This is a genomic window from Variovorax sp. GW821-FHT09A10 (genome assembly GCF_059418385.1).
In genome coordinates, this window is sequence record NZ_JBWKPT010000002.1 from 985,614 (window position 1) to 1,003,597 (window position 17,984).

Genomic DNA, 17,984 nt, shown 5'->3' on the forward strand with positions numbered 1-17,984 from the left:
GCCTGACTTCGGAAAAATGCCTGAAACCTCAGGCCCGTCCAGATTAGGCGTCCCTCCCTTCCTTTGCAAATGTCTTTTTCCAAGGGATTTCCCGTAGACGCGCTCCCCTTGGAGCCCCCTCGGACGGGGGGATTCTTCAAGCACTTATTAACATATGAAACCAAATCCTTATGCTTGACCGTGTATTTAGCCACGCTAGAATCCGCCTGCCCTTGCTGCCGGACGCAGCAGGGCCTCCCTGAATCCGCTGCCGAATTCCACCGGCGTGATCAGGCCGCCGCGCTCCTTACCCCCACCCCCTCCATGCGCGGAGCCTGATTCGTACATACCAATCCAAGCGCCGCTGCCTTCATCCATCGCCCTTTCGGCGCTGCATGCCAGGTGCCGCACAGAAAGGAAAAAAAGCGATGAGCAAGGCGTTTGATGCCACAGCCCGCGGGCTACGGACCTTCGTGTCCGATGTGGCAGACGGCTTTTTTGAAATCACCCACAACGGGTTTGCACTGGTCGGCCTGGCCATCGTGTTCGCGGCCCTCGCCCTCGTGGCGCGGCCCGATCTGCGCAAGACCGGCGAGGAACAACTGATGGGCTGGCTGCAGTCGCGCAAGCCCGCGCCCGAAGCCACCGACCTCGAGCCGACCGCCATCGAGCGCACCACGGCCGCGAGTCCCGACGAGCTGCCCAAGCAGCAGGCGGCGGTGGCCTACTGGCTCAGCAAGAAGTACCGCGTCGCGGCCGAGCCGCTGAGCGTGCTGGTCTCCGAGGCCTACCAGATTGGCAAGCGCACCAAGCTCGACCCGACGCTGATCCTGGCCATCATGGCCATCGAATCCAGCTTCAACCCGTTCGCGCAAAGCCACGTCGGCGCCCAGGGCCTGATGCAGGTCATGACGCGCGTGCATGGCGACAAGTACGAAAGCGCGGGCGGCACGCTCACCGCCTTCGACCCGGTGACCAACATGCGCGTCGGCGTGAAGGTGCTGCAGGAATGCATCGCCCGCGCCGGTTCGCTCGAAGGCGGCCTGCGCTACTACGTGGGCGCCGCCAACCTCGACGACGACGGCGGCTATGCCGCCAAGGTGCTGGCCGAGCACGAGCGCCTGCGTCAGGTCGCCGCCGGCCGTGCGCCGTCGACGATGGTCGTGCCGCCGCCGACCACGGCGCGTGCACAGCCAATTCCGGTCGTGGCACCGGCCAAGCCGGCGCGTGAAGAACCGGCCACCAGCAGCGAGCCGGCCAAGGTCGCCCTGCTCTCCGCAGTTTCCTGAGGCCCTGCGGCCCGGAAGCCTCCGGGCCTGCGCTACACTCGGCCTGTACGCGACTGGCGATAGGCGCAGCACCCTGAAAAAGGTGCCACGCGCTGACGTGGAATACCACTGGGAAGCGTGCCGCCTGACCACAACAGGCGTTCAGCCGTTCGCCTGGGCAGCCCTTGTTTGGTTGAACAAGGACCTCGTCTTCAAAGGACTGCCATGTACCAACGCAATATCCTGGTCGAACAGACCGATCCCGAAATCTGGGCCGCGATTCAAGCCGAAAACGCGCGCCAGGAACATCACATCGAGCTGATCGCCAGCGAGAACTACGCCTCGCCGGCCGTCATGGCCGCCCAAGGCTCGCAGCTCACTAATAAATACGCCGAAGGCTACCCGGGCAAGCGCTACTACGGCGGCTGCGAGCACGTCGACGTGGCCGAGCAACTGGCCATCGACCGCGTCAAGCAGATCTTCGGCGCCGATGCCGCCAACGTGCAGCCGCATTGCGGCGCCTCGGCGAACGAAGCCGTGATGCTCGCCTTCCTGAAGCCCGGCGACACCATCATGGGCATGAGCCTGGCCGAAGGCGGCCACCTGACCCACGGCATGCCTCTCAACATGAGCGGCAAGTGGTTCAACGTCGTGAGCTACGGCCTGGACGCCAATGAAGCCATCGACTACGACGCAATGGAACGCAAGGCGCATGAGCACATGCCCAAGCTGATCATCGCGGGCGCCTCGGCCTACTCGCTGCACATCGACTTCGAGCGCTTCGCCAAGGTCGCCAAGGACGTCGGCGCGATCTTCATGGTCGACATCGCCCACTACGCCGGCCTCGTGGCCGCGGGCGTGTACCCCAACCCGGTGCCGCACGCCGACATCGTCACCTCGACCACGCACAAGAGCCTGCGCGGCCCGCGCGGCGGCATCATCCTGATGAAGTCGCAGCACGAGAAGGCGATCAACAGCGCCATCTTCCCCGGCCTGCAAGGCGGCCCGCTGATGCACGTGATCGCCGCCAAGGCCGTCGCGTTCAAGGAAGCCCTGACGCCCGAGTTCAAGGCCTACCAGCAACAGGTGGTCAAGAACGCCCAGATCGTGGCCGACACCCTGACCGCGCGCGGCCTGCGCATCGTGAGCGGACGCACCGAGAGCCACGTCATGCTGGTCGACCTGCGTTCGAAGGGCATCACCGGCAAGGAAGCCGAAGCCGTGCTGGGCGCCGCCCACATGACGATCAACAAGAACGCGATCCCCAACGACCCGGAAAAGCCGATGGTCACCAGCGGCGTGCGCATCGGCACCCCCGCCATGACCACGCGCGGCTTCAAGGACGAAGAGGCCCGCATCACGGCGAACCTGGTGGCCGACGTGCTCGAGAACCCGCGCGATGCGGCGAACATCGACGCGGTGCGCGCCAAGGTCCACGCCTTGACGAGCCGCTTCCCTGTCTACCGTTGATTTCGTAATCAGAAGAAGAGAAGCACTGGCCGCATGAAATGCCCTTTTTGCGGTCATCTCGAAACGCAGGTCGTCGAGACCCGCGTTTCGGAAGACGCCGACTTCGTCCGCAGGCGCCGCCAGTGCAGCGCCTGCGACAAGCGCTTCACCACGTATGAGCGCCCGGACGTCAATTTCCCCGTCGTGGTCAAGAAGGACGGCAGCCGCGCCGACTTCGACTCGACCAAGGTGCGCGCCTCGATGATGCTGGCGCTGCGCAAGCGCCCCGTGAGCATCGAGCAGATCGACAACGCCCTGCTGCGCATCGAACAGAAGCTGCTGGCCAGCGGCCTGCGCGAAATCGATTCGACGAAAGTCGGCGAACTCGTGATGCGCGAACTCAAGAAACTCGACAAGGTCGCCTACGTGCGCTTTGCCTCGGTGTACCGCAGCTTCGAGGACGTGGACGAGTTCCGCCAGTTGCTGCGCGACATCTGACCCCCGAGAAGGCGTGAACGAACCCGGCATGTCCTCTTCCCGACACGACGCCTCCCACATCGTCACCGCCCTGCGGCTGGCCGCCTCCGCGATCCGCCTGACCGACCCGAACCCGCGCGTCGGCTGCGTGCTGTGCGACGCCGACGGCCATGTGATCGGCCAAGGCCACACGCAACAGGCCGGCGGCCCGCACGCCGAAGTGATGGCGCTGCGCGACGCGCAGGCCCAGGGCCATTCGACCGCAGGCGCCACCGCCTACGTCACGCTCGAACCCTGCTCACACCACGGCCGCACCGGCCCCTGCTGCGACGCGCTCATCGCCGCCGGCGTGCGCCGCGTCGTGGCCTCGCTCGCCGACCCGAACCCGCTCGTGGCGGGACAAGGCTTCGAGCGCCTGCGCGCGGCGGGCGTCGAGGTCGAGGTCGGACCGGGCGCCGACGAATCCCGCGAACTCAACATCGGCTTCTTCAGCCGCATGATCCGCCAGCAGCCTTGGGTTCGAATGAAGATCGCCGCCTCGATCGACGGCCGCACCGGCCTGCAGAACGGCGTGAGCCAGTGGATCACCGGCGAGGCCGCGCGCACCGACGGCCACGCCTGGCGGGCCCGGACCGGCGCGGTGCTGACCGGCGTCGGCACGCTGCTCGAAGACAACCCGCGCCTGGACGTGCGCCTGGTCGACACGCCGCGCCAGCCCCACCTCGTGGTGGTCGACAGCCACCTCCAGACCTCGCCCGACGCTCACATTTTCATAGCTGGCCGCGCCGTCTGGATCTACGCCGCCAGCCGGCACAACGAAGAAAAGGCGGCCGCGCTCGAAGCCCGCGGCGCCACCATCACCTGCCTGCCCAACCTGCACGGCAAGGTCGACCTGCCCGCGATGCTGCAGGACCTCGCGGCGCGCGGCGTCAACGAGCTGCATGTCGAATCGGGCCACAAGCTCAACGGTTCGCTGCTGCGCGAAGGCTGCGTGGACGAACTGCTGGTGTACCTGGCGCCCAAGCTGATCGGCAGCGGGCTCGACATCGCCAGCCACCTGCACGCCGAGGGCCCGCTCACCTCGCTGACGGGCGCATTGCCGCTCGAATTCAAGTCCGTGGACATGCTGGGGCCCGACCTGCGCATCGTCGCGCGCGTCGTCGGCCGCGACCGCTTCTGAGCCGCCGCCCACGCGGCGCGGCACATTCGCAGTCGCAAACCGGCCCTTCGGGCCGAAGACCCCTCGATGTCTGCGAAAATGTGGAAATGTTCACCGGAATCATCACCGGCGTGGGGCGCATCGCCGCCATCCACGACCTCGGCACCTCCTCCTCCTACGGCAAGCGACTCAGCATCGAGGTGCCCGACGGCTACCTCGACGACGTCGGGCTCGGCGACAGCATCGCGCTCAACGGCGCCTGCATGACGGTCACCACGCTCGCACCTGAACGCGGGCAATTCACCATCGACATTTCCGCGGAGTCCCTCGACAAGACGGCCGGCCTGACCGACGAAGGCAGCCGCATCAACCTCGAGAAGGCCCTGCGCGCGAGCGACCGCCTCGGCGGCCACATCGTCTCGGGCCACGTGGACGGCATCGGCCACGTGAGCTTCTTCGCGCCGGTCGGCGAAAGCTGGGAGCTGCGCGTGGTCGCACCGCCCGCGCTGGCGCGCTTCCTGGCCTACAAGGGCTCGATCACCATCAACGGCGTGAGCCTCACGGTCAACAGCGTGGCCGACATCGCGGATGGCGCCGAAGTCAGCATCAACCTGATCCCGCACACCGTGGAAAACACCTCCCTCGGCGGCCTGAAGGCCGGCTCGAAGGTCAACCTCGAAATCGACACCGTGGCGCGCTACGTGGAGCGCATGCTTCAGGCCGGCATGCTCACCCCCTCTCTGACGTCTTCCACGTCTCCCAAGGACACTTCGAAATGAACGCCTCCGTCACGCCGATCGGCGCCCCGCGCGCCGACCGTGCACCCGCACCGATCTCCCCGGTCGAAGACATCGTGGCCGAGCTGGCCGCCGGCCGCATGGTCATCCTCGTGGACGAGGAAGACCGCGAGAACGAAGGCGACATCGTCATCGCCGCCGACCACATCACCGCCGAATCCATCAACTTCATGGCCCGTCACGCGCGCGGCCTGATCTGCCTCACGCTCTCGCGCGAGATGTGCGAGCGGCTGCAGCTGCCGCCGATGGTCCAGCGCAACGGTGCCAAGCATTCCACCGCCTTCACCGTCTCCATCGAGGCGGCCGAAGGCGTGACCACCGGCATCTCGGCCGCCGACCGCGCCCGCACCGTGCAGGCCGCCGTGGCGCGCAACGCCGTGGCCGCCGACCTGGTGCAGCCCGGCCACATCTTCCCGCTGCAGGCGGTGGACGGCGGCGTGCTCATGCGCGCCGGCCATACCGAAGCCGGCTGCGACCTGGCCGCCATGGCCGGCTGCTCGCCCGCCTCGGTGATCTGCGAGGTGATGAACGAAGACGGCACGATGGCCCGCCTGCCCGACCTGCAGATCTTCGCGGCCGAGCACGGCATCAAGATCGGCACCATCGCCGCGCTCATCGAGCACCGCAGCCGCGTCGAATCGCTGGTCGAAAAAGTCGGCTGCCGCGAGATCCAGACCAACTGGGGCGCCTTCACGGCGCACGCCTTCATCGACAAGCCCAGCCGCGGCGTGCACCTCGCGCTGGTGCGCGGCCAGTGGGCGCCTGAAGACACGGTGTCGGTGCGCGTGCACGAACCGCTGTCGGTGCTCGACGCGCTCGAAGTCAACCGCCCGATGCACTCCTGGAGCCTGGACGCCAGCCTCTCGCACATCGCGAACGAAGGCAAGGGCGTGGCCGTGCTGCTGAACTGCGGCGAAACCGCGGCCGAGCTGCTCGCGCAGTTCGACGGCACCGCGCGCCCCGCGCAAGCGCCCGAGCGCGGTCGCATGGACCTGCGCAACTACGGCATCGGCGCGCAGATCCTGCGCGAATGCGGCGTGCACAAGATGAACCTGCTCGGCGCGCCGCGTCGCATGCCGAGCATGGCCGCCGGCTTCGGCCTCGAGATCGCCGGATACCTCACGAAAGACTGAACGACCATGCAAGGTTCCAACAAGGGCGAGATCACGCTCAACGGCAAAGGCCTGCGCATCGGCATCGTGCAGGCGCGCTTCAACGCCGACATCACCGATGCGCTGGCCACGGCCTGCCTGTCGGAGCTCGAAGCGCTCGGCGTGGCCGCCTCCGACATCCATCATGTGCAGGTGCCCGGCGCGCTCGAAGTGCCCGTGGCGCTGCAGGCGCTCGCCGAGCGCGGCGGCTACCACGCGCTCGTGGCGCTGGGCTGCATCATCCGCGGCGAGACCTACCACTTCGAACTGGTGGCCAACGAATCGGGCGCGAGCGTGAGCCGCGTCGCGCTCGACTACCGCCTGCCCATCGCCAACGCGATCCTCACGACCGAAAACCTCGAACAGGCCGTCGCCCGCCAGACCGACAAGGGCCGCGACGCAGCCCAGGTGGCGGTCGAGATGGCACAACTGCTGGCCACCCTTTCATGACCGAAGACACCTCCAAGTCCGCCAAGTCCCGCCAGTCGCGCACCGGCCTCACGAGCACGGGCGTGCGCAAGGCCGCGGCCAAGTCGAACCGCAGCCGCGCACGCGAGTTCGCGCTGCAGGCGCTCTACCAGCACCTGGTGGGCCGCAACGACCCGACCGACATCGACCACTTCACGCGCGACCTCGCGGGCTTCCACAAGGCCGACGCGGCGCACTATGACGCGCTGCTGCACGGCTCGATCAACGGCGCCGAACAGCTCGACGCGCTGATCCTGCCGCTGCTGGACCGCAAGTTCGCCGAGATCTCGCCCATCGAACATGCCGTGATGTGGATCGGTGTGTACGAGTTCCAGAACTGCCCCGACGTGCCGTGGCGCGTGGTGCTCAACGAGTGCATCGAGCTTGCCAAGGAATTCGGCGGCACCGACGGCCACAAGTACGTCAACGCCGTGCTCAATGGGCTGGCACCGCAGCTGCGCCCGCTCGAGGTGGAAGCCGACCGGGCCACCGGCAAGGCGCGCCCATGAGGATCTCGACGCGCGCGCAGCGCATCGAACCGTTTTACGTGATGGAGGTCGCCAAGGCGGCTGGGGTGCTGGCCCGCGAAGTGGCCCACACCGACCGCCCGATGATCTTCCTGAACATCGGCGAGCCCGACTTCACCGCCCCGCCCCTGGTGCAGGAAGCGGCCGCCCGCGCCGTGCGCGCCGGCGCCACGCAGTACACGCAGGCCACCGGCCTGGACCACCTGCGCGAGCGCATCAGCGGCTGGTACAAGCAGCGCTTCAACGTCGACGTGCCGGCGCGCCGCATCGTCGTCACGGCCGGCGCCTCGGCCGCGCTGCAGCTGGCCTGCCTCGCGCTGATCGAATCGGGCGACGAGATCCTGATGCCCGACCCGAGCTACCCCTGCAACCGCCATTTCGTGAGCGCTGCGGACGGCAAGGCCGTGCTGGTGCCGACCACGGCCGAGGAGCGCTTCCAGCTCACCGCCGCCAAGGTCGAGGCCGCCTGGACCGACAAGACCCGCGGCGTGCTGCTGGCCTCGCCCTCGAACCCGACCGGCACCTCGATCGCGCCCGACGAACTGCGCCGCATCCACGAGGTGGTGTCGCAGCGCGGCGGCATCACGCTGATCGACGAGATCTACCTGGGCCTGTCGTACGACGATGCCTTCGGGCAGACGGCACTGGCCATCGACGACAACGTCATCAGCATCAACAGCTTCAGCAAGTACTTCAACATGACCGGCTGGCGCCTGGGCTGGCTGGTGGTGCCCGAGGTGCTGGTGCCGGTGGTCGAGCGCCTGGCTCAGAACCTCTTCATCTGCGCGAGCACGGTGTCGCAGTACGCGGCGCTGGCCTGCTTCGAGGCCGAGAGCATCGCCGAGTACGAACGCCGCCGCGCCGAGTTCAAGGCGCGCCGCGACTGGTTCATTCCGCAACTGAACGCCCTGGGACTGAACGTGCCCGTGGTGCCCGACGGCGCCTTCTACGCCTGGGCCGACTGCACGAGCGTGGCCGACAAGCTCGGCATCTCGGGCAGTTGGGACTTCGCCTTCGAGACCATGAAGCGCGCCCACCTGGCCGTGACGCCGGGCCGCGACTTCGGCACGGCAGAGACCGCGAAGTTCGTGCGCTTCTCCACCGCCAGTTCGATGGCGCACCTGCAGGAATCGGTCGAGCGCCTGCGGGCCATGATCGCGCAATGAGTTTCGAGTTTCCGATCCGCGTCTACTGGGAAGACACCGATGCGGGCGGCATCGTGTTCTACGCCAACTACCTGAAGTTCATGGAGCGCGGTCGCACCGAGTGGCTGCGCTCCCTGGGCGTCGAGCAGCGCAAGCTCAAGGAAGCCACCGGCGGCCAGTTCGTGGTGAGCGAAACGCAGCTCAAATACCATCGGCCCTCGCGGCTGGACGACGAACTGCTGGTTACAGCCGAGCTGCGGCAACTGGGCACGGCGTCGTTGATAATCGCTCAGCGCGTGCTATCAAAAACAGAGCAAGAACGCACCGGGGCCGCGGCACCGGTCTTGCTTTGCGAAGGCACGATCCGCATCGGCTGGGTGGACGCCGCCACCTTGCGCCCTGCGCGCATTCCGGCCCAAGTTTCGGGAACCCTCGAGCACTCCAGCGGCTCCATGACTCAACCTTTCAAGCCATGAACCAAGATCTCTCCATCATCAATCTCCTGCTCCACGCCAGCTTCGTGGTGCAACTGGTCGTGCTGCTGCTGGTGATCGTGTCGGTCGCCAGCTGGGCCGCCATCATCCGCAAGTACTTTTCCTTGAAGCGCATCCGCGCGCTCAACGACGACTTCGAGCGCGAGTTCTGGTCGGGCACCAGCCTGAACGAGCTGTTTGCCTCGGCGGCACAGAACGCCAAGTTCGCCGGCCCCATGGAGCGCATCTTTGCCTCCGGCATGCGCGAGTACCAGAAGCTGCGCGAGCGCCATGTGACCGATGCGCCCACGCTGCTCGACGGCGCCCGCCGCGCGATGCGCGCCAGCTTCCAGCGCGAGCTCGATGCGGCCGAGCAGAACCTGTCGTTCCTGGCCACCGTCGGCTCGGTGTCGCCGTACGTGGGCCTCTTCGGCACGGTCTGGGGGATCATGCATGCCTTCACCGGCCTGGCCGCCCTCACGCAGGTGACGCTGGCCACCGTGGCGCCCGGCATCGCCGAAGCGCTGGTGGCCACGGCCATCGGCCTGTTCGCCGCCATTCCCGCGGTGGTCGGCTACAACCGCTTCGCGCGCGAGATCGACAAGATCGCCATCGCACTGGAGACCTACATCGAAGAGTTCTCCAACATCCTGCAGCGCAACCTCTCGGCCAACCCCGGCGCCGTGACGCCCGCCGCCTCGGTCACCGCCGCGAACCGCTAAGCAGCGGCGCGCACAAGACAAAGGACGCGACGACATGCCCGCCGTTTCATCCCGGGGCCGCGGCCGCCGCACGATCAACGAGATCAACATGGTCCCGTTCATCGACGTGATGCTGGTGCTGCTGATCATCTTCATGGTCACGGCCCCACTCATCACGCCGAGCGTGATCAACCTGCCCTCGGTCGACCGGGCCAACAAGCAGCCCGAGAAGCCCGTCGAGATCGTCATCAAGAGCGACGACGAAGTGCAGATCAAGAAAGATTCATCCACCGGCACCGGCGGCGCCTCGATTCCCATGACGCAGATCGGCTCGGCGGCCAAGGCCGCGCAAGGCGGCGACCCCCAGCGCCCCGTGGTCATCAGCGCCGACAAGTCGGTGAAGTACGAAACCGTCGTGAAGGCGATGAACCAGCTCAAGCGCAGCGGCATCGAGCGCGTGGGGCTGTCGGTCACGACCACGGGCGGCAAATAAGGCATGTCGCTCGCCCTGGATCGCCCCGAGTTCGCGCCGCCGCCGCAGCGCGGCACGCCCCGCGCGGTGGTGCTCGCGCTCATTGCCCATGCGCTGCTGATCGCCGCCCTGACCTGGGGCGTGCGCTGGCGCAGTGAAGCCGATGACGGCGCGGTCGATGCCGAGCTGTGGTCGACCACGGTGATGCAGGCCGCCCCGCGCCTGTCGGTGCCGGAGCCGCCGGCGCCCGTGCCCGCACCGCCGCCGCCCGCCCCTGCACCGCCCCCGCCGCCCCCGGCCGTCAAGCCGCCCGAGCCGGCGCCCGCCCCTGCGCCCGACATCGCGCTGGAGCGCGAGAAGAAGCTCAAGGAACAGAAGGCGCAGAAAGAGCGCGAGCTCGAACAGCAGCGCCAGCAGCAAAAGAAGAAAGAGCTCGAGGCCAAGGAGCGCGCCGAAGACGAAGCCGAGCGCAAGAAAGAGCAGCAGAAGAAACTGGCCGAGCAGAAGAAGCAGCAGGAAGCCGAGGCCAAGCAGGCCGAAGCGAAGAAGGCGGAAGCGGTCGCCAAGCAGGCCGCCGCCGACCGCGCCGCAACGCTCAAGCGCATGCAGGGCATGGCGGGCGCCAGCGGCAACGAAGACGCCAAGGGCAATGCCCAGCGGTCGTCCGGCCCGTCCAGCGGCTATGCCGGCCGCATCGCCGCCGCCGTGCGCCCGAACATCACGTTCCCCGATGCCGACAGCGTGAACGGCAACCCCGAGGCCGAGTTCCTGGTCAACCTGGCACCCGACGGCACCATCGTCGGCGTCAAGCTCGCCAAGTCCAGCGGCCTTCCGGCCTGGGACGAAGCGGCCGAACGCGGCCTGCGCAAGACCGACAAGCTGCCGCGCGACACGGACGGGCGCATCTTCCCGTCGCTCATCGTCACGCTCAAGCCCAAGCGTTGACACCCGCAATCACCCACATCGTGGGTGATTGCAAGCGACACCACCCGCTCGTTTAGGATCGTCGGCAACTCATTGTTGCTGGCGCTCCTGACATGGTCGACTCTTTCCCTGCCGTTCGCCTCCAAGACCTGACGCCGCTGCCCTACCAGCAGGCACTGGCCGCCCACCTCCAGGCGAACGAACCCGAGGCCTGGCGCTGGGCCGCCTCCGCCGAAGCGCGCGAGGAACACACGGCCGCCATGCGTGCCGAGCTGCTGCGCAGCGCCTACCGGCTCGACGCCGACGCGCACCCCGACCTGCATGCCGACGCCACCCTGGCCGCGCAGCGCCTGGGTGTCACGGCGCGCATCACGCTCTACCAGGCCCCGTCCGGCGACGGCGCGGCCATGAACGCCGCGATCTACGTCGTGCCGGGCGAGGCGCACATCGTGCTCTCGGGCCCGCTGCTCGAAAAACTGCAGCCGCCCGAGCGCCAGGCCGTGCTCGGCCACGAACTCGCGCACTACCTGCTGTGGGAGCGCGACGGCGGCCAGCACCACGTCGTCGATCGCCTGCTGCACGCCACGGCAGCCGACCCGCGCGCCGACGCGAGCCACCTGCAGGCCGCGCGGCGCCATGCGCTGTACACCGAGGCCTTTGCCGACCGCGGCGGCTGCGTGGCCTGCGGCGCGCTCGAGCCCGCCGTGAGCGCGCTCATCAAGATCGAGACTGGCCTCACGCAGGTCAACGTGGCGAGCTACCTCGCGCAGGCCGAAGAAATCTGCGCCGCCCCCAACAACAAAGCATTGCAGACACGCGGCGTGAGCCACCCCGAGGTGTTCGTGCGCGCCCGCGCGCTGCGCCTGTGGGCCGGCCGCGAGCACGACGCCGACGAATGGCTGGCCGCCGCGCTCGAAGGTCCGCTCGACCTGGCCACGCTCGACATGCTCGGCCAGCAGCGCGTGAGTGCGCTCACGCGCGGCACGCTGGCGCAGCTGCTGCAGCGGCCCGTGCTGCAGTCGGAATCGCTGCTGGCGCATGCGCGCCGCTTCTTCCCCGACTTCGCGCCGCCCACCTCGGCCATGCCGCCGCCCGAGCCCGCCCCCGCCGGCCTGCACGATTACCTGGCCAGCGTGCTGGTCGACTTCATCGCCGCCGATCCCGAGATGGACGACGTCACCCTCGCCGCCGCGCTGGGCCTGGCCGATGCGCTCGGCTGCGACACGCCCTTCGAGCAGCGCGTGCTGAAGGACCTGGGTCTGTCCAAGCGCAACTTCACCCGCGTCAAGCGCGACGCCGCCGCCTTGCTCGACAAGGCCGCAACCTCTTCTTCGCAGGCCGCCGCCGCATGACCCTCGCTCTCGCCCCGCTCCTGCAACTGCTCGCCACCGCCGAGGCCCACGGCGGCCTGCAGACCGACGACGTGCTCAAGCTCGTGCTGCCGCTGCTGCGCGAGGTCTCGGCCCTGCACGAACTCGGCCACGTCGCCGCGCTCGGCAACGCCTTCGCCTACCGCGTGACCGACGCGCCCGCCGAACCCGCGCTGGCGCTCGCCCAGCCTGAAGGCACCGCACCACGCCGCCACCCCGAGGCCATCGCGCCGCTCGAACAACCCGCCGCCTCGGTGCTGCGCGTGGTCGGCGAAACGCGCCTGACCGTCGATGCCGACGCCGGCGTCGCGCTCGAGAACCTCGCGGTGATGCCCGAGGCCGGCCCCGACACCGTGCCCGCGCGCCCCGTCTACCTGCCCGGCTACGCCGCGTGGGAACTGCGCCTGGGCCACCACGACGCGCTCGGCGACATCCTGTGCCTGGGCCAGGTGCTGGCCAGCTTGTCCTGCGGGCTCGACTTCACCGACGGCGACGACCTGACCCGCTTTGCCACGCACCGCGGCAACCTGTTCGAGCTGAACCGCCGGCTGCACCCGGTAGTGGCCGCGGTGATCTTCGAGATGACCGCGCTCGACCGCCACGAACGTGCGCGCGACCTGCCCTCGGTCATCCGCCGCCTCGAGACCTACCGCGACCAACCCGTGGACCTTGGCCTGGACCGCATCGCACCGGCAAGGGACGGCGCAGGCCAGCGCCGCCAGGCGATCCAGCTGCACCTGCGCGACCGCCTGTTCGACCTGTCGCGGCGCAACCGCCTGCTGTACTTCAAGCCGACGCAGGCGCATGTGAACCTCACCATCGCCAGCGTGCCGCTGGTGGTCGACCTGAACAGCATCCGCACCGACCAGCTGTGCGTGTGGGACGGCCGCTTTGCCGCCGACATCGCCAGCTGCGACCCCGTGCCGCTCGCGCGCTGGCTGCGCTTCGAAGACCAGCCCTACCTGCCGGGCGCGCTCGATCGCATCCTGCAGGAGGCACGGCGCGACCGGGCCGAGTACGGCTTCTCGCAGCTGTCGCTGGTGGTCGCCTTCCTGCGCTGGCACAACCTCAAGGAGGGCGAGGCCGAACGCGCCGAGCGCATCGCCTCGCCGCTCTTGATGCTGCCGGTGGAGCTCACGCGCAAGAAAGGCGTGCGCGACCAGTACCTGCTCGAAGCCTCGGCCAGCGAGGCGCAGGTGAACCCCACGCTGCGCCATCACCTGCGCCAGCTCTACGGCATCGCACTGCCCGAGACGGTCGACCTGCGCGAGACCTCGCTCGAACAGTTTCACGCCCAGCTGTCGGCGCAGATCGCGCAGAGCGAACCCGGCGTGCAACTGCGGCTGGTGAAGCAGCCCGAGATCGCCGTGATGCACCAGCGCGCGCGCCAGCGGCTCGAACAGTTCAAGCGCCGCACCCGCGTGCGCTCGCCCTCGGCGGTGCCGGTGGCCGCGCAAGACTTCAGCTACGCACAGGACGACTTCCGCCCGCGCGGTCTGCAGCTGTTCCATGCGCGCGTGCGCCCCGTGCCGCTGCCGGTGCGCGAGGCCGTCGGCGGCGCGCCGCAGCCGCGCGCGCCGCAGATGGCGGCCACCGCGGTCGACGACACCGAGCGCAAGACCTTCGCGCTGCGCGAGAGCAGCGGCAACCCCTACCAGTGGGACATCGACCTCACGGCCGTGACGCTGGGCAACTTCAACCACCGCAAGATGTCGCTGGTGCGCGACTACTCGGGACTGGCCGAATCCGATCTGGCGAGCGAGGCCTTCGACCGCGTGTTCTCGCTGCAGCCGCGTCGCGTGGACGCCGAGACGCCGCCCGCCCTGCCGCTGGCCGACCAGTGGCCCGTGGTGCAGGCCGACGCCACGCAGACCGCCGCGGTGGCGCTGGCGCGCACCGGCACCAGCTACATCATCCAGGGCCCGCCGGGCACGGGGAAGTCGCAGACCATCACCAACCTGATCGCCGACTACGTGGGCCGCGGCCAGCGCGTGCTGTTCGTCTGCGAGAAGCGCGCTGCCATCGACGTCGTGTTCCACCGCCTGCGCCAGCAGGGGCTGGACGAGCTGTGCTGCATGATCCACGACTCGCAGGGCGACAAGAAGGCCTTCGTGCAGAACCTGCGCAAGACCTACGAGCTGTGGCTCGAGGCGCCCGGCACGCTGGCGCAGGAAAGCACCGAGCGCACGCAGGTGCTCGACGCCATGGACCTCGACCTGCGCGCGCTCGAACGCTTCGACGCCGCCATGCACGACGTGCCCGAACACATCGCCGTGACGCTGCGCGAGCTGCTGTCGCGGCTGGTGGCGCTCAAGGCCGGCGACCCATCGCTCACGCCGCTGCAGGCCGAGGCGCTGCCCGCCTTCGCGGCCTGGCGCCGGCATGCGGAGCTGGTGTCGCGCCTGCACCTGGCCGTGACCGAAAGCCTGGGCGCACCCAGCTTCGCGCAGCATGTGTTCGCGCAGCTCGCGCCCTCGCTGCTGGCGCAGGAGAAACCGCTGGCGCGGCTGGTTGAGCGCAGCGAACGCGCCATCGACCTGAGCGCCCCCTGCCGCGATGCGCTGGTCGATGCGTGGCCGCCGCTGGCCGAGGCCGGCGTGCTGTGGCGCGATGCGCTGGCCGTGGTGGCCGATGCGCGCAGCGTCGCCGCGCTGGCCGCGCGTGGCCAGCTGGCGCTGCTCGACGCGGCGCACCCGAGCAGCCTCGCGCTCGGTAACTCCCTCAATGAAAGACGCACCCTGCAGCAGGCGCTCGACGCGCAGCTGCAGCGCACCGCCCGCTGGCGCGACAAGCTCTCGCCCGGCGACACCGAAGCCGCACTGGCGCAGGCCCGCGCGCAACAAGGTTCGCTGCTGCGCTGGCTGCAGCCCTCGTGGTGGCGCCTGTCGGGCGAACTCAAGCGCCGCTACGACTTCGCCGCCCATGCCGTGCGTCCGCAGCCCAGCCAGATCCTCGAAGACCTGCGCGCCGAACAGGCCGCGCGCACCGCGCTCGACCAGCAGGCGGCGCGCCTCGAGGCCGACTACGGCTGCGCCGACGCCGAGGCCTTCTCGCAGCAGCTGCAGGCGATGCGCGGCATCGACGCCGGCGCCGGCCTGCGCGCGGCGTTCCAGGCCCACCTGCGCACCGACGCAGGCCGCCGCAGCGTCGAGCAGCTCGTCGCCGCCGCACCGCGCGTCGACACGCTCGATGCCCTCTGGCGCGACCTGCTGCACGACGCGGGCGCGCAACCGCTGGACGCGCTCGACGCGCTGGCCCGCACGCTGCGCGACCAGGCCGACGCGCTGCCGTCGGTGCTCCAGCCGCTGCAGGAACTCGCCGACGCCGACCCGGCGGTGGCCGCCGCGCTGCGCACCCTGCCGCTGCCGCCCGAGGCCATCGAGTACGCCGTCGCGCGCGAAGGGCTGGAGCGCGTGTACCGCACCGAGCGCTGGCTGCCGCGCTTCGATGGCGCCACGCTCGCGCGCCATGCGCAGCGCCTGGGCGAAGGCGAACGCAAGCTGCTCGAACGCAATGCGCGCACGCTCGCCGCCGCGGTGCGCCAGCGTTTCCGCGACCATGTGCAAAAGAGCGCCCTGCCCGCCAGCCAGCTCGACGCCGACGGCAAGGTCTTCAAGAAGAGCTACAACGCGGGCCGCCGCGAGCTCGAGCACGAGTTCGGCAAGACCATGCGCTACAAGGCGATCCGCGAACTGGCCAGCGGCGACACCGGTCGCGTGGTGCGCGACATGAAGCCGATCTGGCTCATGAGCCCGCTGTCGGTGTCCGACACGCTGCCGCTCGCGGCCGACCTGTTCGACGTGGTGATCTTCGACGAGGCCAGCCAGATCCCGGTCGAGGAAGCGGTGCCCGCGCTGTACCGCGCGCCGCAGATCATCGTGGTGGGCGACGAGATGCAGCTGCCGCCCACGAGCTTCTTCTCGTCGGGCCGCGACGCCGAGGAAGACACCGTGTCGGTCGCAGGCGACGATGCAGAGAACGGTGAGGAAGGCGAGCGCATCGCCGTCGTGCTCGACGCCGACAGCCTGCTGAACCAGGGCGCGCGCAACCTGCCGGCCACGCTGCTGGCCTGGCACTACCGCAGCCGCTACGAATCGCTCATCGGCTTTTCGAACGCGGCCTTCTACGCGGGCAACCTGTACACCATTCCCGACCGCAGCCTGCCCGCGCCCGAGCGCGGCGAGATCGTGGTGCAGTCGCGCAGCCCGAGCGACGAATCCGTGAAGGCGCAGGTCGACGCCCTGCTCTCGCGCGCCATCAGCTTCCACCGCGTGGCCGATGCGGTGTACGAGAACCGCATCAACGACGGCGAGGCACGCCACATCGCGCAGCTGGTGCGCGAGCTGCTGCGGCGCGAGACCGGGCGCAGCCTGGGCATCGTGGCGTTCTCCGAGGCGCAGCAGGGCGAGATCGAGGAGGAGCTGAACGCGCTCGGCGCGGTCGATGCCGGCTTCGCGGCGCGGCTCGAAGCCGAGTACGTGCGCGAGGAAGACGACCAGTTCTGCGGCCTCTTCATCAAGAACCTGGAGAACGTGCAGGGCGACGAGCGCGACATCATCATCCTCAGCATCTGCTACGGCCCCAACCCCGAGGGCCGCATGCTGATGAACTTCGGCCCGATCAACCAGCGCGGCGGCGAGAAGCGGCTGAACGTGATCTTCAGCCGTGCCAAGCACCACATGGCGGTGGTCTCGACCATCCGCCACGAGGCGATCACCAACGACCACAACGAAGGCGCGGCCGCGCTGAAGAACTTCCTGCGCTATGCCGAATGCCTGTCACGCGGCGACGAGGACACGGCACGGCGCGTGCTCGAAGGCATGAACCCGCTGGCGCGCGGCCAGGTGGCGCGGCACGCGCGCACGGACGAGGTCACGGCGCAGATCGCGCAGGCGCTGCGCGCACGCGGCCATGCGGTGGACGAACAGGTGGGGCAGTCGCGTTTTCGCTGCGACCTCGCGGTGCGCGCAGCGGGCCAGGGGCACTATGCGCTGGGCCTCCTCGTGGACGGCGCGGCGCAGGAAGGCACGCGCCACAACGTGCTGGAACGCTACGTCTCGCGTCCGCGCATCCTCGACGCTTTCGGCTGGCAGGTGATGCAAGTGCTGGCCAAGGACTGGCTGCACGCCCCCGAGGCCGTGCTCGACCAGGTCGAGCAGGCGCTCGGGAAAAAGGCCGGGGTCAGCGCAGGACGGTGATGACGCGCTTGACGTCGAGTTCGGTCTTGCCGGTGAGCCGGTCCTTGTCGAACTCGCCGCTGAGCTCGACGCGCACCTTGTCGTCGATCTTCACGCCCGGCGGGAAGTACTTGGCGTCGATCTCGACCTTCAGGCGCCCCGTGTCGTCGGCAAAGGTGTAGTGCTCGCCGCCGTCGTGCGAGACGATGAAGCCGCGCACCGTGGCGTGCTGGTCGTCCTGCCCGGTCTCGATCAGCTGCTTGACCGTCAGGTTCGGCACCGAGCTCGGGCCGGCGTACTGGGCCCAGGCCGCGGCCATGGGCAGCGCCACGCCGAACGTCAACGCGGTGGTCTTGAGGATCTTCTTGAAATGCATGCGGTCGTTCCTCCTGTGAATGGCCCAAGGCCAGGTTGCAACAGTCTGATGGACCGCGCGCAGGCCCCGAG

Annotated in this window: 16 protein-coding genes and 1 riboswitch; of the genes, 15 read left to right on the forward strand and 1 reads right to left on the reverse strand. The window is 68.9% G+C overall.

What is annotated here, in order from left to right; translation table 11 throughout:
- The first annotated feature begins 407 nt into the window (after positions 1-407).
- The 15 genes from AC07Q9_RS11415 (at position 408) to AC07Q9_RS11485 (ending at position 17,558) form a co-directional block, all read left to right on the forward strand.
- Positions 408-1,268 carry a lytic transglycosylase domain-containing protein gene (locus AC07Q9_RS11415; protein WP_495309445.1) on the forward strand — a complete coding sequence of 287 codons (861 nt, stop codon included), beginning with the start codon at positions 408-410 and terminating at the stop codon, positions 1,266-1,268.
- Positions 1,269-1,307: 39 nt separating this feature from the next.
- Positions 1,308-1,434: riboswitch (ZMP/ZTP riboswitch) on the forward strand.
- Positions 1,435-1,472: 38 nt separating this feature from the next.
- Entirely contained in the window at positions 1,473-2,717 is a 1,245-nt protein-coding gene (gene glyA, locus AC07Q9_RS11420) for a serine hydroxymethyltransferase (RefSeq protein WP_139705484.1), read from the forward strand.
- A gap of 33 nt (positions 2,718-2,750) precedes the next feature.
- Positions 2,751-3,194: a transcriptional regulator NrdR gene (nrdR, locus tag AC07Q9_RS11425; protein ID WP_007836918.1), complete on the forward strand. Its 444-nt coding sequence runs from the start codon at positions 2,751-2,753 to the stop codon at positions 3,192-3,194.
- A 28-nt stretch (positions 3,195-3,222) separates the two neighbouring features.
- The gene (gene ribD / locus AC07Q9_RS11430; protein WP_495309447.1) at positions 3,223-4,353 is read left to right on the forward strand and encodes a bifunctional diaminohydroxyphosphoribosylaminopyrimidine deaminase/5-amino-6-(5-phosphoribosylamino)uracil reductase RibD; all 1,131 of its coding nucleotides are present in this window, start codon (positions 3,223-3,225) and stop codon (positions 4,351-4,353) included.
- A gap of 86 nt (positions 4,354-4,439) precedes the next feature.
- Positions 4,440-5,111: a riboflavin synthase gene (locus AC07Q9_RS11435; RefSeq protein WP_159272088.1), complete on the forward strand. Its 672-nt coding sequence runs from the start codon at positions 4,440-4,442 to the stop codon at positions 5,109-5,111.
- Positions 5,108-6,262, forward strand: coding sequence for a bifunctional 3,4-dihydroxy-2-butanone-4-phosphate synthase/GTP cyclohydrolase II (ribBA, locus tag AC07Q9_RS11440; protein WP_495309450.1), 1,155 nt, complete (start codon positions 5,108-5,110; stop codon positions 6,260-6,262). The genes AC07Q9_RS11435 and ribBA overlap by 4 nt, the downstream gene beginning before the upstream one ends.
- Positions 6,263-6,268: 6 nt before the next feature.
- Positions 6,269-6,730, forward strand: a complete 462-nt coding sequence (gene ribH / locus AC07Q9_RS11445) for a 6,7-dimethyl-8-ribityllumazine synthase (protein WP_070060391.1) — start codon at positions 6,269-6,271, stop codon at positions 6,728-6,730.
- A complete protein-coding gene (nusB, locus tag AC07Q9_RS11450) occupies positions 6,727-7,257 on the forward strand; it encodes a transcription antitermination factor NusB (RefSeq protein ID WP_070060390.1) in 531 nt (176 codons plus the stop codon). Before ribH ends, nusB begins: the two co-directional genes overlap by 4 nt.
- Positions 7,254-8,441, forward strand: a complete 1,188-nt coding sequence (locus AC07Q9_RS11455; protein ID WP_062481568.1) for a pyridoxal phosphate-dependent aminotransferase — start codon at positions 7,254-7,256, stop codon at positions 8,439-8,441. Before nusB ends, AC07Q9_RS11455 begins: the two co-directional genes overlap by 4 nt.
- On the forward strand, positions 8,438-8,896 hold the full coding sequence (gene ybgC / locus AC07Q9_RS11460) for a tol-pal system-associated acyl-CoA thioesterase (RefSeq protein ID WP_139705473.1): 459 nt from the start codon (positions 8,438-8,440) through the stop codon (positions 8,894-8,896). Before AC07Q9_RS11455 ends, ybgC begins: the two co-directional genes overlap by 4 nt.
- Positions 8,893-9,615, forward strand: a complete 723-nt coding sequence (gene tolQ / locus AC07Q9_RS11465; protein ID WP_489057040.1) for a protein TolQ — start codon at positions 8,893-8,895, stop codon at positions 9,613-9,615. The genes ybgC and tolQ overlap by 4 nt, the downstream gene beginning before the upstream one ends.
- A 34-nt stretch (positions 9,616-9,649) precedes the next feature.
- Positions 9,650-10,087 (forward strand): ExbD/TolR family protein, encoded by a 438-nt coding sequence (locus AC07Q9_RS11470; protein WP_495309453.1) that lies wholly within the window; start codon positions 9,650-9,652, stop codon positions 10,085-10,087.
- Between the two features lie 3 nt (positions 10,088-10,090).
- Positions 10,091-11,011, forward strand: coding sequence for a cell envelope integrity protein TolA (tolA, locus tag AC07Q9_RS11475; RefSeq protein ID WP_495309455.1), 921 nt, complete (start codon positions 10,091-10,093; stop codon positions 11,009-11,011).
- A 92-nt stretch (positions 11,012-11,103) separates the two neighbouring features.
- On the forward strand, positions 11,104-12,342 hold the full coding sequence (locus tag AC07Q9_RS11480) for a M48 family metalloprotease (RefSeq protein WP_495309457.1): 1,239 nt from the start codon (positions 11,104-11,106) through the stop codon (positions 12,340-12,342).
- Positions 12,339-17,558, forward strand: a complete 5,220-nt coding sequence (locus AC07Q9_RS11485; protein WP_495309459.1) for an AAA domain-containing protein — start codon at positions 12,339-12,341, stop codon at positions 17,556-17,558. Before AC07Q9_RS11480 ends, AC07Q9_RS11485 begins: the two co-directional genes overlap by 4 nt.
- On the opposite strand, the gene AC07Q9_RS11490 is transcribed toward AC07Q9_RS11485, so the two are convergent.
- Positions 17,542-17,913, reverse strand: a complete 372-nt coding sequence (locus AC07Q9_RS11490) for a YgiW/YdeI family stress tolerance OB fold protein (RefSeq protein WP_083259096.1) — start codon at positions 17,911-17,913, stop codon at positions 17,542-17,544. The genes AC07Q9_RS11485 and AC07Q9_RS11490 overlap by 17 nt on opposite strands.
- Between the last annotated feature and the right edge of the window lie 71 nt (positions 17,914-17,984).

What these genes read in the sequence shown, in the direction of transcription:
- AC07Q9_RS11415 (WP_495309445.1), top strand. Translation starts at nt 408, where the DNA reads ATGAGCAAGGCGTTTGATGCCACAGCCCGCGGGCTACGGACCTTCGTG.
- glyA (WP_139705484.1), top strand. Translation starts at nt 1,473, where the DNA reads ATGTACCAACGCAATATCCTGGTCGAACAGACCGATCCCGAAATCTGG.
- nrdR (WP_007836918.1), top strand. Translation starts at nt 2,751, where the DNA reads ATGAAATGCCCTTTTTGCGGTCATCTCGAAACGCAGGTCGTCGAGACC.
- ribD (WP_495309447.1), top strand. Translation starts at nt 3,223, where the DNA reads ATGTCCTCTTCCCGACACGACGCCTCCCACATCGTCACCGCCCTGCGG.
- AC07Q9_RS11435 (WP_159272088.1), top strand. Translation starts at nt 4,440, where the DNA reads ATGTTCACCGGAATCATCACCGGCGTGGGGCGCATCGCCGCCATCCAC.
- ribBA (WP_495309450.1), top strand. Translation starts at nt 5,108, where the DNA reads ATGAACGCCTCCGTCACGCCGATCGGCGCCCCGCGCGCCGACCGTGCA.
- ribH (WP_070060391.1), top strand. Translation starts at nt 6,269, where the DNA reads ATGCAAGGTTCCAACAAGGGCGAGATCACGCTCAACGGCAAAGGCCTG.
- nusB (WP_070060390.1), top strand. Translation starts at nt 6,727, where the DNA reads ATGACCGAAGACACCTCCAAGTCCGCCAAGTCCCGCCAGTCGCGCACC.
- AC07Q9_RS11455 (WP_062481568.1), top strand. Translation starts at nt 7,254, where the DNA reads ATGAGGATCTCGACGCGCGCGCAGCGCATCGAACCGTTTTACGTGATG.
- ybgC (WP_139705473.1), top strand. Translation starts at nt 8,438, where the DNA reads ATGAGTTTCGAGTTTCCGATCCGCGTCTACTGGGAAGACACCGATGCG.
- tolQ (WP_489057040.1), top strand. Translation starts at nt 8,893, where the DNA reads ATGAACCAAGATCTCTCCATCATCAATCTCCTGCTCCACGCCAGCTTC.
- AC07Q9_RS11470 (WP_495309453.1), top strand. Translation starts at nt 9,650, where the DNA reads ATGCCCGCCGTTTCATCCCGGGGCCGCGGCCGCCGCACGATCAACGAG.
- tolA (WP_495309455.1), top strand. Translation starts at nt 10,091, where the DNA reads ATGTCGCTCGCCCTGGATCGCCCCGAGTTCGCGCCGCCGCCGCAGCGC.
- AC07Q9_RS11480 (WP_495309457.1), top strand. Translation starts at nt 11,104, where the DNA reads ATGGTCGACTCTTTCCCTGCCGTTCGCCTCCAAGACCTGACGCCGCTG.
- AC07Q9_RS11485 (WP_495309459.1), top strand. Translation starts at nt 12,339, where the DNA reads ATGACCCTCGCTCTCGCCCCGCTCCTGCAACTGCTCGCCACCGCCGAG.
- AC07Q9_RS11490 (WP_083259096.1), bottom strand. Translation starts at nt 17,913, where the DNA reads ATGCATTTCAAGAAGATCCTCAAGACCACCGCGTTGACGTTCGGCGTG.